Raw genomic sequence first — 13,913 nt, forward strand, 5'->3', positions numbered from 1 at the left:
TGGAAAAAGCCGGATGCCCGTCAAGTACGCGGTGCGCCATTGTTGGCCTCCGTGCGGGCAAGCTTGGCGGGTACCTCGGGCGGGATCGCATCGGGACGGATGTTGAAGAGCTGCAACACGCCTCCCATGGCCTCCGCAAAGGGCGGGGTCGCCACGGCACCGCCGTAGTAGGCATCCCCCTTGGGCTCGTTGATCACCACCACCATGACGAAACGGGGATTGCTGGCTGGCGCGAAACCGGCAAACCAGGCCATGTAGTCCTTGCCATAGCCCCCAGCCACGGCCACCTTGGCGGTACCACTCTTGCCACCGACCCGATAACCGGGGATCTGGGCCTTGGGAATGGCATTGCTGACCACGTACTCCAGCGCCTGCAACATGGCAGCGGCGTTGTTGTGATCGATGACCTGCTCACCCTTGGGCGGCTTGGTCACCTTGATGATGGAGAGCGGTACCCGCTTGCCCTTGTTGGCCAGGGTGGCGTAGGCGGAGGCCAGCTGCAGCGGGGTCACTCGCAGACCATAACCGAACGACAGGGTGGCTCGCTCGATGTCGGACCAGCGGCGACGCTGGGGCAGCATGCCGCTGCTCTCCCCCATCAGGCCGCTGCCGGTGTCCATGCCGAATCCCACCATGCTCAGGGTATTGATCATCTCCTGGGCCGGCATCCGCAGCCCGATGCGCGACATGCCGATGTTGGAGGAGTAGCGCAGGATGTCGTACAGGTTGGTCGCCTTGTGGATACTCACGTCACGGATCTGCTTGGCCCCGATAAAGAGGGGGCCGCCCGGGATGAAGTCCTTCCAGCTGGTGACACCGGCTTGCAAGGCACTAAGCAAAATCAATGGCTTGACCGTGGAACCCGGCTCATAGGTATCGGTCACCACCCGGTTTCGCACCCGGAAACTCTGGTACTGGCCGCGGTTGTTCGGGTTGTAGGAGGGGGTGTTGACCATGGCGAGCACCTCGCCGGTCTTCACATCCAGCATCACCATGGAGCCGGAGGTGGCCTTGTTCTCGTCGGTAGCCCGTTTGAGGGCGCGATAGGCCAGCGCCTGCACCCGCTGATCGATGCTCAGTTGCAGATCGTTGGCGTGCTTGCCCTCTTTCACCAGGCCCAGGCGCTCGATGACGCGGCCCTGCCTGTCCTTGCGCACCCGCATCTCGCCAGGGGTTGCGGTCAGCCACTCGTTGTAGCTGCGCTCAATCCCCTCGATGCCGCTGCCATCGATGTTGGTCACCCCCACTAGGTGGGAGCTTATCTCGCCGGTCGGGTAGAAACGGCGCGCCTCGGGGCGCAGATAGATGCCCCCCAGCTTCAACCCCTTGATGTACTCGGCCACCGCAGGCGTCACCTGCCGCTGCAGATAGACGAAGCGCTTGCTCGGGTTGGCGATGCGATGCTTGAGGGTGTTGATGTCGAGCTTGAGCACGGCGGAGAGTGCCAGCCAGGCACGCTCGTTGTGGATGGCACCGGACTCATGCACCGTCTTGGGATCGGCCCAGACCGCTTCGACCGGCACGGATACCGCAAGCTGTTCGCCATTGCGGTCCGTGATCATGCCGCGCACCGCCTGGGTGGAGGTGGTGCGCAGGGAGCGCATGTCCCCCTCCTGGCGCAGTCTGTCCGGATCGATCACCTGGATCCAGGCCAGCCGCAGGATCAGCCCCGCAAACGCGATGCCGATGAAGAAAACCAGGGTACGAAAGCGCCACGGGTAGAGTGAGGGTGCTTTCGCCTTGGCTTTGTCCTTTGCCGGAGCCTTGGTGGCGGCCTTGCGTGTCATGGTTGTGTAATTACCTTTTCAGTGGTCACCAGGGGGCGAGCCATCTGCAACTTGTCCATGGCCAGACTCGCCACCCGGGAGTGCTCAGCCAGTGTGCCCTGTTCCAGCAAGAGGTGGCGCCACTCGATGTTGAGCCTGTCCTCCTCCGCCATCAGATCGTTCTGCTTGGCCGTCAGACCCCGGGTCATGTTGGTCACCAGGATCACCGCAAAGGCGGTGACCAGCACGGCAACGGTCAACAGGACCTGCAACTTGTGGCGCCAGAGATCCGCAACGATCTCCCTGGCGAGGTGAACGCGCACGTCGCTCATCGTTTACTCCGCAAGACGCTCTGCGACCCGCAGCACCGAGCTGCGGGACCGGGTGTTTTCATTGACCTCGTGGTCGGAAGGCTTGAGCGCCTTGCCGATCGACTTCAGCTTGCGACCACCGGCAAGCTGGGCTTCGGTCAGGGGGATGCCGTGGGGTACTTCAGGACCTTTCTCATGCTTGCGAATAAAATGCTTCACCAGCCGATCTTCCAGAGAGTGGAAGCTGATGACGGAGAGACGACCGTGAGGAGCCAGCACGTCCAGCGCGCCGTTGAGGGCGGTTTCAATTTCGTCCAGCTCGCTGTTGATGTAGATGCGAATGGCCTGGAAGCTGCGGGTCGCCGCGTGCTTGCCCTTCTCCTTGCTCGGGTTGACCCGGGCAATCATCTCCGCCAGCTGGCGGGTGCGCACATAGGGCTCTGTCACCCGATCGTGCACGATGGCGCGAGCAATCTTCTTGGCGAAGCGCTCCTCACCGAAGGTTTTCAGCACCCAGGCGATGTCGTCCACATCGGCGCGGGCCAGCCACTCGGCGGCGCTCTGACCGGAGGTGGGATCCATCCTCATGTCGAGCGGGCCGTCCTTCATGAAGCTGAAGCCACGTTCGGCATCGTCAAGCTGGGGGGAGGAGACACCGAGATCCAGCAGGAAGCCATCGACCTTGCCCAGCAGGCCGCGCTCGGTCAGATAGCGGGTGATGCCGGAGAAGGGACCGTGCACGATCTCGAAACGGGGATCCTGGATCTTGGCCGCCTCGGCAATGGCCTGGGGATCCCGGTCGATGGCGATCAGACGGCCATTGGGGCCCAGATGCTGGAGAATGAGACGAGAGTGACCACCCCGGCCAAAGGTACCGTCGACGTAGATACCGTCCGGCTTGATGGCCAGCCCTTCGACGGCTTCGTGCAACAGCACTGTGATGTGTTCAGCGGCTTGGGTCATTTATAAAGAAAAATCCTGTAGTCGTGGTGAACTTGCCCAGTCGTCCTCGGGCAGGCCCAGGATGTCGTCGTTGATCTGTTGTTGCCAGCGGGCTTCATCCCACAGCTCGAATTTGTTGAGCTGACCCACCAGCATGACTTTCTTGTCCAGCCCGGCATGGCTGCGCAGCGGCTGGCTGAGCAGCAGACGGCCATTGCCATCCAGTTCGCATTCGGCCGCGTGGCCGAGCAGCAGACGCTGCAGGCGGCGTTCCGCCGGGTTGGTGCTGGAAAGGGTCTTCAGCTTGCGCTCCACCTCTTCCCATTCATTCAGGGGATAAAGCAGCAGACAGGGATGGGCGATGTCGATGGTGCAGACCAGCTGGCCGTCGCATTCGTCGCGCAGCCAATCACGAAATTTGGTCGGAATCGCCAACCGCCCCTTGCTGTCCAGGCTGATGGCGTGAGCGCCACGCAACAAATTGCAGTCCCCGAAGGTGAGTTATGGGGGCTAGATGCCCAATAAAACCACTTTGATCCACTTTTCTCCACCATGAAGTTTAAGGACGAGCAGGGGGCTTTTCAAGCAAGGATCTCGGGCATGGGGAACATATTGACGCAGCGTGATGGGACTACCGATTAAATGAATTGATTTTCCACAAGTTATTCATGGGAGAATTAAATCATCCCGGCGAAGTGTGCCTCGTAATTAATCGATTTCACGGGGAAATGATGAAACGGAACAGCACGACGGCGCACAGGATAATGCTGACGCCCACCACGGGATAGATGATACGGGAATTCAGATAATAAGTGCGACACTCATGGATGAATGGCGAGAGGTGGCCAACTGCTGATTGGTGGTACCCTTCTGCTCGCCAAAGTAAAAGCAGTATCACCATGAGCTATCAGCAGTTGACCGAGGGGCAACGATACCAGTTATCGGTGCTTCGCGCACAGGGGATGTCCATCCTTGCCACCGCACGCGCCATTGGCGTTCATCGCTCCACCCTCTACCGGGAGCTGCGTCGTAACGCCGGGCCGCAGGGCTACCAGCCAGACAATGCGCATCAGCACGCCACCCACCGACGGGCCAGTGCGGCCAAATCTCGGCTATCTGCCGATGTCATCCAGTTTGTCGAGCTGACACTCGCCTGGTGGTGGAGCCCGGAGCAGATAAGCGCGGTGGGCAAGCAGATAGGCCTCATGGTGAGTCACGAGTGGATATACCGCCATGTGGCCGCCGACAAAGCCCGGGGTGGCCAGTTGTACCGCCATCTGCGCCAGGGCCACAAGCGCTACCGCAAGGGGGCGAGCAGCCTGCGTTCTCCCATCAAGGAAGCCCGCTCTATTGATGAACGGCCGGCTATCGTCGATAGCCGGGAGCGGCTCGGTGATTGGGAGGCGGACACGGTGCTGGGCAAGCAAGGCACAGGTGCACTGGTCACCCTGGTGGAGCGCAAGAGCCGGCTCTATCTGGTCAAGCGGGTCGCGAGCAAACAGGCTGGGGTGGTGCGGGATGCGATAATCGAGATGTTAACGCCCTACATCGAGCAGGTGCATACCATCACCTTTGACAACGGCGGCGAGTTTGCCGAACACAAGGCGATAGAGGAAGCGCTGGGTGCCGAGACTTACTTTGCGCACCCTTACTCTTCGTGGGAGCGCGGTCTGAACGAGAACAGCAATGGGCTGTTGAGGCAGTTTATCCCAAAGGGAACAGACCTGAGAGAGGTCACGGACGAGGATGTCAGGAGAGCGGAGCAGTGGCTCAACCTACGACCTCGGAAATGTCTCGGATTCAGGCAGCCTGTCAAGGTATTCGAAGAGTACCGTCAGGCGGCATAGGCGAGTGTCGCACTTCGAAGTTGAATTCGCGATATAGCCATCCCCTACCCGACGGGCTCGCAGCACCACCAGCTGGCAGAGCAGCAGGTTATAGACGATGAGAAGAAAAGTCAGCAGTAGATTGGCGCCCAATGTCAGCTCGTCGGCATACATGATATAGAGCCACATCAAACCAAAATTAACGAGGATCAGATAAAGCAGAAATTTCTGAATCGCCCTGCCCGCCTTTGGGGTCTTTTTTACTCGTGTTATCATGCTTATCACGTCCTGGATACCACATGAACAGTCGACAGATATTGTCAAAAACTGTTGAGATACATCGTGTTTTTATCATTTTCCCGCCAGGCTCTGTCCGCTGTTGCCAAAATATCCCTGCGTCTTCTCCCCGGGCTCTCGCTACTAAGCAGTGCCGTTTGTTACTCCTATGATCATTATCACTGGCAGGCGGGTTTTCCTACCCCCGTTGTCGGCCCGGGTGCCGAGCTGGTCAACGAGCAGACCCGCTTTCTGCTGCGCCAGCGCAGCCACCTGCAAACGAGGCTCGCCGAGTCCCAGCCCATGATCCGCTGGGTCACGGAGCAGGTTCAGACGCGAAAACTCCCACCCATGCTGGCACTGCTGCCCCTGATCGAGAGCAGCTACCGGCTTGACGTGATCTCCTCGGCGGGCGCCGCCGGGCCCTGGCAGTTGATGCCGGATACCGCAGCCCGCTTCTCCGTCCCCATGACGAACGGCTTCGATGGCCGCTACTCCCTGCCATTGGCGACGGAGGCGGCGCTCTCCTACCTCGGGTGGCTGCATCAATTCTTCGGGCAGGACTGGTTGCTGGCACTGGCGGCCTACAACGCGGGAGAGGGAAGAGTACTGAAGGCGGTGCTCAACGGCGGGACACGCAATGTGTGGGAGTTGCAGTTGCCTACCGAAACGCGCCTCTATGTGGCGCGCTTCCTCGCGCTCTCCCAATTGCTGGACAGAGCGGCGCAGCACGGGTTTGTCCTGCCGCCCTGGCAGGCGGGAGAAAATATCCGGGTATGGCGGCAGCCGGGGGGCTGCTCATTGCTGGAGTGGGCCATGGAGCGGGGGGTTGCCATGAACGAGGCAAGTCGGTGGAATCCCGCCTGGCGATTGCCCGATCCCCGGGAGGTGAGTGACTGCCCCATCGTTTATGGCGGGGGCAAGGCCCCTCCTGCCCCGCGCCATCAAGAGACACGCCCGCAGCTGGTGCGGGCCGTGTCCCTGGAAAGCCTGCACGATCCCCTGCTGTTGCTGCCTGCACGGGGACTGGACATGGGGCGGGGAGGCCTCACTCTTGAGCGGTTGTCGGATCCACTGGGATTGGAGCAGGCTCGCCCTCTGCTGGCGCCATGAAACAGTGGCGCCAGTGGCTCAGAACAGGCGCGAGATCCACCGAGTCAGGATCGACCCATCGCGCGCCGTAGAAGCTGAGGTACTGGCCTATGGCCCTGCGATGGGTGATATGACAGGCCAGCACGATCCGCGGTGACAACGACAGGCTGACGTTATCGGGCAAGGTAAAACGGGCGGGGGCGAGGAAACCGACCCCGCCCGGTCCGATATCCTTGATCACCGCACGTCCGATGCACTTGTCGAACAGCAGGCCGGAGACCATGAGCCGGGCCGCGATGCCGCAACTCTGAGATTCCAGAGGCGTGGTCCCGTCATGGAGATACCAGCGCGGCAGTTTGCGCCTGGGATCCTTGAACGGTGTCACGGGGGGGAGATCGGCGTCAGGGGTTTCCATGGGCAACGGCGTCCTTGGCTGTCCGGGTGGCGGCTTGGGTTTGGGCACTGAACAGCTGCTCCAGGCTCTTTTCCGCCTGGGTCGTCATCACCAGCAGCTCGATGCGGCGGTTCTCGCTGCCTTTGGGATCGGCGGTGTTGTCCAGCATGGTATCCGACATGGCGACCACCTGACCCACCCGCTCGGGGGGCATGCCACCGGCAAGCAGGACACGCCTCGCCATCATGGCGCGATCGGAGGAGAGCTCCCAGTTGCTGTAGTTGTCACCGGCAAAGGGGGTGCTGTCGGTGTGACCGGAGATCATGACCCGGTTCTCCACTCGCTGGAAGACAGGGGCCAGTGCCATCAGCAGGTGGCGGAAATAGGGGCTGATCCGCGCACTGCCCCGGCTGTACATCTCGCGCTCGTCATCGTCGCGGATCAGGATCCGCAGACCCTGGGGCACCAGTTGCAGCTCCAGGTTGTTTCTGGCCTGCATCTGATCCGCCATGGATCCGATGAAACCGGCCAACTGCGCCATCTGCTTCTCTCCCTCAATCTTGCCCACCAGCAGGCTCTCATAGCCTCCCTTGGCGCCATCGGTAAAGATGCTGCGATCCCGCTCCATGTGTCTGGGCATGCGCTGCCCCTCCTCCACGAACTGGGGACTCAACTCCTCAAGGACCGAGGGGTTGCCGCCAAGATCCACCGGATAGGGGCTGTTGCTGATGTCGAACGGGTTTGCCTCGCTGTCCATGATGCTGTAGTCGCGCAGACGACTGGCCACCACATCCCGCTCCTCCTGGCTGGAGACGGCCAGGATCCAGAGCACCATGAAGAAGGCCATCATGGCCAGGGTGAAGTCGGCGAAGGCCACCTTCCATGCGCCGCCCCCCTTGGGAGCGCTGCTGCGCCGCTGCTGGCGCTTGATGACGATCTGCTCGTGGTTGCGCATCACATGGCCCTGTTGGTCACCCAGTCTTCCAGTTCGAGGAAGCTGGGTTTCACGTCAGGCTCCAGCATCTTGCGGCCGGAATCGACGGAGAGCAGCGGCGTCTTGCCCCGCAGCTGGGCGATCAGGATCGACTTGATGCACATCAGCATGCCGATGCGGCGCTTGACCATCTCCTCCATGGCATTGCTGATGGGCTCCAGCAGGCAATAACAGAGGAAGATGCCGATGAAGGTGCCCACCAGGGCGGCCGCCACGTGCACGCCGATGTTGCTGAGGGGGCCGTCGAGCTGCTGCATGGTGATGATGATCCCCATCACCGCCGCCAGGATCCCGAAGCCGGGGCAGGCCTCCCCTGTCTTGTGCAGCGCATGGGAGGGCTTGAGCATGTCCTCCTCGATGGCCATGATCTCCTGCTCCAGTATGGTGTCGAGCTCATGAGGCGTGATCTTGCCCATGCCCAGCAGACGCAGGTTGTCGATGATGAAGCCCAGCAGTTGCGGATCTTCCGATACCTGGGGATACATGAGGAAGACGGAGCTCTGCTGCGGATTCTCCACGTGCTCGTCCAGCGCCTTCATCCCCTTGTTGCGGGTCTCTTCCAGCAGTTGGTGCATCAGGGTCAGCAGTTCGCGATAGATCTCCTTCTCGTCCTTGTTGGACTTGAAGCAAAGCTTCATCTGGCGCCACATTTCATGCATCACCTCCTTGGAGTTGCCAAGGAACATGGAGCCGACCGCCGCCCCTATGATGATGATGAGTTCGGCAGGCTGCCACAGGGCGATGGGGCGCCCCCCGGCCATCATGAAGCCGCCGATCACACACACGAAAATGACACCAAGACCAATCTGTTTTTGCATGGATGCTCCCGCAGAAATCAACAAGACTCCCCCCGCGGGGAGAGGCATAACTATATGGAGTCGACCAATCGCTGCTTGAGCTGAAGGACGCACTGCTTGTGGAGCTGACACACCCGCGACTCGGTCAGCCCGAGCACCAGTGCAATCTCCTTCATGTTCAATTCCTGCTGGTAATAGAGGGAAAGCAGCAGCTGTTCACGCTTGTCCAGGGTGCCGAGCACCTTGGCAAGGGTCATGGCCAGATCCTGATCGTCAGACTCGGATGCGGGCGCCCTGCCTCCGTTCTCCAGCCACTCCTCCAGACTCTGCAACGCCTCGGCCTGGCTCGCATAAGCGAGCTGGCGCACCTCCTCGACGGAGCAGGACAGCGCCTGTGCCAGCTCCTGCTCGGTCGGGTTGCGCCCCAGACGGTTGAACAGCTCCCGCTGTACCTGGTTGTGACCGTGCACCTGCTGGCGCAGCTGACGGGGTCGCCAGTCAAGGCGCCGCAGCTCATCCAGCATGGCTCCCCGCACCCGCTTGAAGGCATAGCTCTCGAACTGGGCATCCGGTTCACCCCCATAGCGACGCCAGGCTTCCAGCAGCCCCATCATGCCGACCTGCTCCATGTCCTCCTGATCGAAGCTGGCGCTCACCTGACTGCGCAAGTGAGTGGCTGCCCGCTTCACCAGAGGCAGATAACGGCTCAGGATCGCCTGCTCACCGGTGCGGGGAGCGGAGGCGGTCAGTTCGCAGGGAGTATCCCAACCAGCGTCCATCATGTTCGCTACTGCACCAGGACCTTGGTGACCAGCACTTCATCCAGATAGGGCTTGTAGCCATACCCCTCCAGGGTTCCCACCAGTTTGCCGAGCAGAGAGGTCTGAAGGGCCGAGATGTTCTGCAGTTCCTGCTTCACCGCCTCATGGGAGCGATGGCTGAAATATTGCACCATGGCATTGCGGATCAGGGGGGTCAGCTCGTTGAGCGTCTCCAGTTGCTGGGGATTGTGGGTGACCAGCGCCAGCTCCAGCACCAGATAGTGGGGCTCTCTGTCTCCCTCCAGGCTGATGACGAAACGCTCCATCGGTTTGAACAGCGGCGTCTTGCTCAGCTCGGGCTTGGCCTCTGCCAGGCCCAGCCAGACGGCAACCGTATCCCGCTTGAGATAAGCGCCATAGGCCAGCGCCGCCAGCAGGCACAGCGCCATCATTATCACCATCAACCACTTCATGACACGCCGCATAATTTGAAATCACTCTCGCTATTGCCAGATCTTGAAATGTCACACCAGGGTGTTGAGCCAATCCTGGCCAGCACTGCCCGATGCGTCCTGTTCTTCCTGCCACTGTCGTCGACCTGCCAGGATCTTCTCCTGCTGCCAGCGATCCCCCCCGCTCCTGCTCTCCCCCCCTGGCCCACGTTCACCTCGACACCACCAGCATGATGGGGAGCCAAACTCATGCGAAGCCGCTCCATCGACTGGATCAGGGCTTCACGCACCGCCGGGTTGGTCACGTTGAGCTGCACGTTGAGCCGATCCCCTTCCACCCTCACGGTCAGTTCGAGGCGACCCAACTCGGGGGGATCGAGGCGGATATGGGCCTGCTTGATGCTATGGTTCACCTGCAGCTCGACCCTGTCTTTGAGCACATCGACCAGTTGCTGGCCCCACTGGGCCTCGCTTGCGGCAAGACGCGCCGGTGCCCACTGGTATTCCGCAGGCCTGGCGGCAGAGAGCGCGGGCGACAACCCCGCCATTGCCTTGAATTCGGTGACGCTGGCCTCCCGCTCCGGGGCGGGCTCCCCGGGAAGAGGCACCACCGCTGCCGCACTCCGGGTCGCAGGCTGCTCGCCCCGGGCAGTGGGCTGGAGCATTCGCATGGCCAGCTCCCCAACGGGTTGAGGGAGGCTCTCCTTGCCAACGGAAACCGGCGGCGCCGGCATCCGCTCCCCTTCCATTCGCTCGAACCCGCTGAGGGCGCGCAGCACAGGCGAGGAGGCGGGTTGCACCTCCCCGACGGGGGCAAGGCCGCCATTCGATGACAAACGGGCAGGAGGAAGGCGTCCCTCCTCCTGTCGGACAAAAGGTGGTGGCATCTGGTTGAAGGCGGCGAGTTGCTCGGCAACATCCGCAGCCACTTCGACGCTCTCCTCCTGCTCCGTCTCGTCGACGGGGGCGGAAGGGGCGGTGGACGGAGGAAGCATCGCCTCCTGCGGAAGATCCAGAGGCTGGTACTCTTCCCCCTGCCCGTCAGGCTGGCGGGAGAGGCGGGTAAAACCACCGGATGGGGAAGCGGGCAGTGTCTCTGCCACGGGGAGAGGGATCATGCCCATGTCTGCGCCTCGTCGTAGGCCTGCAATCCTTCCCGCTTGCGGGAGAGGCTGTCCCACTCCTGCTTGCGCAGCGCCGTTTCCTGCTCACAGAGCGCGAAGGCTTCCCGATGCCAGTGGCGCACCTGATCCCGGGCCGGCATCAGGGATTGCCACAATGCAGGCTGGCTGTTCAGATGCGCCACCAGCTGGGCCAGACGCTGATCCGCCAGACGCACCGCATCCCACTGTCCGGCGCGGGCCTGCTGCAAGATAAGACGCCCGAGCCCCAGGAGCTGGCGCTGACGGGTCTCGCGTTCCGCACCGGGGGGCACGGCTCCTGTCATGGACATGATGATGGCCTCAAAATAGGACGACCTTGCGGGCAAGCAAGGAGCAGGCCAAATATATAAACATTATATTTCAATACGTTAGTTCCGACCTTTGCCCCATGAGGAAGGTGGATTTCCGCATCAACGGGGATGGCGGGCCATCGCTTCCCAACCCTCTTTCAGCTCCAGCAGGATGCGACGCACCTCTGCAAAGCCCGCGACATCGTTGGCCACACTGATCTCGAACAGCCGCTGGCCGCAGTAGTCGTAGAGACGGTGCAGGTTGCTGGCCAGCTCCCCGCCCTTGTCCATGTCGAGGGCACTGTCGAGCCCTCCCAGGATCTGCAGACACTTGTTGATGGACTGCCCCTTGCGCTCGTACTGCCTGGCCAGAATGTGGCCCTCGGCCCTGGCTATTTCGTCGAGCAGGCCATCCATCAACATCAGCACCAACTGGTGCGGATCGGCGCTCGCTGCCTTGGCCTGGGTGGCGGCGAACTGGTAGGCGTCATAGCCTTCTTGGGGTTCAAACATGAAAAACTCGCTTATTCAAAGTGTTACGGGCTAGCCGTCTCACAAGCCGCCCATGGTCTGCAACATCTGGTTCATGGTGGTGAACTGATTGAGGTAGCGCTTATACGCGGAATCCATGCGCCGATCCAGCGCCTCCATCCGCTCGTTCACCCGCTTCTCGTTCGCTTCAAGACCTGTCTTGCGTCCCTTGAGTGCACCGTCCCGCTTGGTATAGGGGTCCAGGGCATTGCTCATCCGCTTGAGCAGACCGTCGTCGCCCATGAGTGCCTTGCCGAGCAGCTCGGGATCCTTCTCCAGCGCCTTGTTGAAGTCGGTCTCGTTGAAGGAGAGCTTGCCCGCCTTGTCGGTCTTGATCCCCAGGCTCCCCAGAGTCAGATCATCGGGCAGCTCCCGCACGCTGCGGGCAATCACGCTCTTGAGGCTGCGAACCCCGCTGTCGGAGGAGAGAGCTCCCGGTGCCTTGGGATCGCTGGAGGTCATCTTGGCCAGCTCGTCCACCAGCTCGTTGTAACTGTCGACAAACTTCTTGAGGGAGCCGGTAACCGCCTCCTTGTCCTGATCCACCGTGACCAGCAGCGGAGCGTCATCCGCCTTTTGCGCCTTGGTCAGCTGGAACGTCAGGCCATCCACCACGTTCTCTATCTTGTTGCTGGCAGAGGTGATGGTGAGAGGGTTGTCCCCCCCCATGCGCAGCTTGGCGTCCTGCGCCTGGGTGATGTCCGTCTTGCCGGCCATCGCCACCCCGATGGCATTGGCGCCATCCCCGCTGTACCCCAGGGTGATGGCGTTCTCCACGCCGCTCTCCTTGCTGGTCAGTACCATGCTGACCTTGCCGTCGGTACGTACCAGGGTCGCCTTCACCCCCGGGTTGTCCTTGGCATTGTTGATCTGGGAGACCAGATCCTTGACGGTGGCGCCAGCCGGGAGGGAGGCCAGGTCGATGTCCAGGGTCTTGCCCTTGACGGTCAGGGAGAAGACGCCGTCTGCCGGCAGCGGTGCCGTGTCATTGTCAAGCTGCAAGCCGACCTGATGGGACTGGGCAAGCAGCTCCACGAAGAAGCTGTACTGACCCGAGCTGGCCTTGCCGTTGCTCGTCACCGTCATGAGTCCTTCCTGGGACAGGGTGGCCTTCTGAGCCTGCAGGCTGCTCGCCTTGTTCAGATCCTTGAGCAGGGTCTGGAAACTCGACAGCTTGGTGGTGAGGCTGCTGATGGCGCTCTGCTGCGCCTTGACGCTGTCCAGCTGCTTCTTCAGCAGCTTGTCCATGTTCTGGCGCTCGACGGCCACCAGTTGCATCGCCGTGCTGGCCGGATCTATTTGCATCTTTATCCCCTTATTCGGTGGCATGCCTGTTGGAAAAGACCGGCTCGGCCCTTTCCAACCGGCAAGCGGTTCTCAAACAAGAGCCGCCCCTCTCGGGGCGGCCCGGCAAACCATCAACGCAGCAGGGAAGTCACCATGCCGGTCATCTGGTTGGAGTTGGACAGCACGGACATGCCAGCCTGCATCAGCATCTGGTTCTTGGTCATGTTGGTGCTCTCCTGGGCGAAGTCGGCATCCATGATGCGGCCGTTCGCCATGTCGGTGTTCTCTTTCATGTTGGAGAGGTTGTTGACGGTATGCTCCAGACGGTTGATGTTGGCACCGAACTGGGAACGGGCGGTACCGATGGCATCCAGGGCGTCTTCCATCTTGGTGATCTGCGCATTGAAGGCAGTGGAGGCCAGAGCGGTGGCATCGGCGGTGGCAAAATCGGTTTCCGCGGCATCAATGGCTGCGTTGACGGCCTGAACATTGCCGCTGGCATCCACATCCAGCTTCTCGGCGGCGGAACCACCGATTTGGAAGGTCACTGCTGCGGCGCCGAACTTGCCCGCATCGCTGATCAGGGCCTGACCACCAAACTTGGTGTTGTCGCTGATGTTCTTCAGCTCGGCAGACAGCTCCTTCATTTCGGTGCCCATGGCCAGACGGTCTTCCGCGCTCGCGGTGCCGTTGGCGCCCTGGGTGGCCAGGTCTTTCATGCGCTGAACGATGTTGGTCATCTCGTCCATGGCACCTTCGGCGGTCTGCATCATGGAGACGGCGTCCTGGGCGTTGCGCATGCCGACCTTCTGGCCGTTGGACTGGGCTTGCAGACGGGTGGCCATCTGCAGACCGGCGGCGTCATCGGCGGCGGAGTTGATGCGAAGACCGGTACCCAGGCGCTGCATGGCGGTGCCCAGCATCTTGTTGGTGTTGTTCAGCTGGTTCTGAGTGGTCAGAGAAGCGAAGTTGGTATGAATGGACAAACCCATGATCTATTCCTCGAAGAAGGCTGCTACCGCAGCGGATAA

At 61.4% G+C, this 13,913-nt stretch carries 16 protein-coding genes; 2 read left to right on the top strand and 14 right to left on the bottom strand.

From position 1 onward, the window contains the following. Nucleotides 1-20: 20 nt before the first annotated feature. The 4 genes from H7R73_RS20375 to mraZ are packed head-to-tail and all read right to left on the bottom strand — an operon-like array spanning nt 21 to nt 3,499. Complete coding sequence (locus H7R73_RS20375; RefSeq protein ID WP_182951395.1) at nt 21-1,787, bottom strand: penicillin-binding transpeptidase domain-containing protein; 1,767 nt, start codon at nt 1,785-1,787, stop codon at nt 21-23. Then, the gene (gene ftsL, locus H7R73_RS20380) at nt 1,784-2,098 is read right to left on the bottom strand and encodes a cell division protein FtsL (protein ID WP_010675842.1); all 315 of its coding nucleotides are present in this window, start codon (nt 2,096-2,098) and stop codon (nt 1,784-1,786) included. Before ftsL ends, H7R73_RS20375 begins: the two co-directional genes overlap by 4 nt. Before the next feature lie 3 nt (nt 2,099-2,101). Beyond that, nucleotides 2,102-3,040, bottom strand: coding sequence for a 16S rRNA (cytosine(1402)-N(4))-methyltransferase RsmH (gene rsmH, locus H7R73_RS20385; RefSeq protein WP_042015088.1), 939 nt, complete (start codon nt 3,038-3,040; stop codon nt 2,102-2,104). Then, nucleotides 3,041-3,499: a division/cell wall cluster transcriptional repressor MraZ gene (gene mraZ / locus H7R73_RS20390; protein ID WP_039040489.1), complete on the bottom strand. Its 459-nt coding sequence runs from the start codon at nt 3,497-3,499 to the stop codon at nt 3,041-3,043. Nucleotides 3,500-3,918: 419 nt separating this feature from the next. Between mraZ and H7R73_RS20395 the strand changes: the two genes are divergently transcribed. Together H7R73_RS20395 and H7R73_RS20400 are read left to right on the top strand one after the other, a co-directional pair. Beyond that, the gene (locus H7R73_RS20395) at nt 3,919-4,866 is read left to right on the top strand and encodes an IS30-like element ISAs2 family transposase (protein WP_019706001.1); all 948 of its coding nucleotides are present in this window, start codon (nt 3,919-3,921) and stop codon (nt 4,864-4,866) included. Nucleotides 4,867-5,376: 510 nt separating this feature from the next. Then, complete coding sequence (locus tag H7R73_RS20400) at nt 5,377-6,234, top strand: lytic transglycosylase domain-containing protein (protein WP_103261074.1); 858 nt, start codon at nt 5,377-5,379, stop codon at nt 6,232-6,234. Here the strand turns inward: H7R73_RS20400 and H7R73_RS20405 are convergent. The 10 genes from H7R73_RS20405 to lafA form a co-directional block, all read right to left on the bottom strand. Beyond that, nucleotides 6,170-6,628, bottom strand: a complete 459-nt coding sequence (locus H7R73_RS20405; protein WP_103259467.1) for a hypothetical protein — start codon at nt 6,626-6,628, stop codon at nt 6,170-6,172. The genes H7R73_RS20400 and H7R73_RS20405 overlap by 65 nt on opposite strands. Beyond that, complete coding sequence (gene lafU / locus H7R73_RS20410; protein ID WP_041211798.1) at nt 6,615-7,562, bottom strand: lateral flagellar motor protein LafU; 948 nt, start codon at nt 7,560-7,562, stop codon at nt 6,615-6,617. The genes H7R73_RS20405 and lafU overlap by 14 nt, the downstream gene beginning before the upstream one ends. Then, nucleotides 7,562-8,419 carry a lateral flagellar motor stator protein LafT gene (gene lafT, locus H7R73_RS20415; RefSeq protein ID WP_043762755.1) on the bottom strand — a complete coding sequence of 286 codons (858 nt, stop codon included), beginning with the start codon at nt 8,417-8,419 and terminating at the stop codon, nt 7,562-7,564. Before lafT ends, lafU begins: the two co-directional genes overlap by 1 nt. Nucleotides 8,420-8,469: 50 nt before the next feature. After that, nucleotides 8,470-9,180, bottom strand: a complete 711-nt coding sequence (lafS, locus tag H7R73_RS20420; RefSeq protein WP_103259466.1) for a lateral flagellar system RNA polymerase sigma factor LafS — start codon at nt 9,178-9,180, stop codon at nt 8,470-8,472. 5 nt (nt 9,181-9,185) lie between these two features. Further along, nucleotides 9,186-9,644 (bottom strand): lateral flagellar basal body-associated protein LafF, encoded by a 459-nt coding sequence (gene lafF / locus H7R73_RS20425; RefSeq protein ID WP_041211801.1) that lies wholly within the window; start codon nt 9,642-9,644, stop codon nt 9,186-9,188. After that, complete coding sequence (locus H7R73_RS20430; protein ID WP_269475232.1) at nt 9,629-10,735, bottom strand: flagellar hook-length control protein FliK; 1,107 nt, start codon at nt 10,733-10,735, stop codon at nt 9,629-9,631. Before H7R73_RS20430 ends, lafF begins: the two co-directional genes overlap by 16 nt. Continuing rightward, entirely contained in the window at nt 10,726-11,064 is a 339-nt protein-coding gene (locus H7R73_RS20435; protein ID WP_041214009.1) for a hypothetical protein, read from the bottom strand. Before H7R73_RS20435 ends, H7R73_RS20430 begins: the two co-directional genes overlap by 10 nt. Before the next feature lie 120 nt (nt 11,065-11,184). Next, entirely contained in the window at nt 11,185-11,577 is a 393-nt protein-coding gene (gene lafC / locus H7R73_RS20440; RefSeq protein ID WP_041211804.1) for a lateral flagellar export chaperone LafC, read from the bottom strand. 39 nt (nt 11,578-11,616) lie between these two features. Next, nucleotides 11,617-12,900, bottom strand: coding sequence for a lateral flagellar capping protein LafB (gene lafB, locus H7R73_RS20445; protein WP_182951396.1), 1,284 nt, complete (start codon nt 12,898-12,900; stop codon nt 11,617-11,619). Between the two features lie 113 nt (nt 12,901-13,013). After that, nucleotides 13,014-13,874, bottom strand: coding sequence for a lateral flagellin LafA (lafA, locus tag H7R73_RS20450; RefSeq protein WP_045522176.1), 861 nt, complete (start codon nt 13,872-13,874; stop codon nt 13,014-13,016). Nucleotides 13,875-13,913 lie beyond the last annotated feature (39 nt).

This window comes from Aeromonas sp. WP2-W18-CRE-05, assembly GCF_014168615.1.
In the GTDB taxonomy this organism is placed as follows: domain Bacteria; phylum Pseudomonadota; class Gammaproteobacteria; order Enterobacterales; family Aeromonadaceae; genus Aeromonas; species Aeromonas caviae.

Coding starts and splice junctions, on each gene's coding strand:
- ftsL (WP_010675842.1), bottom strand. CDS start 2,098: ATGAGCGACGTGCGCGTTCACCTCGCCAGGGAGATCGTTGCGGATCTC.
- H7R73_RS20375 (WP_182951395.1), bottom strand. CDS start 1,787: ATGACACGCAAGGCCGCCACCAAGGCTCCGGCAAAGGACAAAGCCAAG.
- lafA (WP_045522176.1), bottom strand. CDS start 13,874: ATGGGTTTGTCCATTCATACCAACTTCGCTTCTCTGACCACTCAGAAC.
- lafC (WP_041211804.1), bottom strand. CDS start 11,577: ATGTTTGAACCCCAAGAAGGCTATGACGCCTACCAGTTCGCCGCCACC.
- H7R73_RS20395 (WP_019706001.1), top strand. CDS start 3,919: ATGAGCTATCAGCAGTTGACCGAGGGGCAACGATACCAGTTATCGGTG.
- lafF (WP_041211801.1), bottom strand. CDS start 9,644: ATGCGGCGTGTCATGAAGTGGTTGATGGTGATAATGATGGCGCTGTGC.
- lafT (WP_043762755.1), bottom strand. CDS start 8,419: ATGCAAAAACAGATTGGTCTTGGTGTCATTTTCGTGTGTGTGATCGGC.
- lafU (WP_041211798.1), bottom strand. CDS start 7,562: ATGCGCAACCACGAGCAGATCGTCATCAAGCGCCAGCAGCGGCGCAGC.
- H7R73_RS20435 (WP_041214009.1), bottom strand. CDS start 11,064: ATGTCCATGACAGGAGCCGTGCCCCCCGGTGCGGAACGCGAGACCCGT.
- rsmH (WP_042015088.1), bottom strand. CDS start 3,040: ATGACCCAAGCCGCTGAACACATCACAGTGCTGTTGCACGAAGCCGTC.
- lafB (WP_182951396.1), bottom strand. CDS start 12,900: ATGCAAATAGATCCGGCCAGCACGGCGATGCAACTGGTGGCCGTCGAG.
- H7R73_RS20405 (WP_103259467.1), bottom strand. CDS start 6,628: ATGGAAACCCCTGACGCCGATCTCCCCCCCGTGACACCGTTCAAGGAT.
- H7R73_RS20430 (WP_269475232.1), bottom strand. CDS start 10,735: ATGGGCATGATCCCTCTCCCCGTGGCAGAGACACTGCCCGCTTCCCCA.
- lafS (WP_103259466.1), bottom strand. CDS start 9,180: ATGATGGACGCTGGTTGGGATACTCCCTGCGAACTGACCGCCTCCGCT.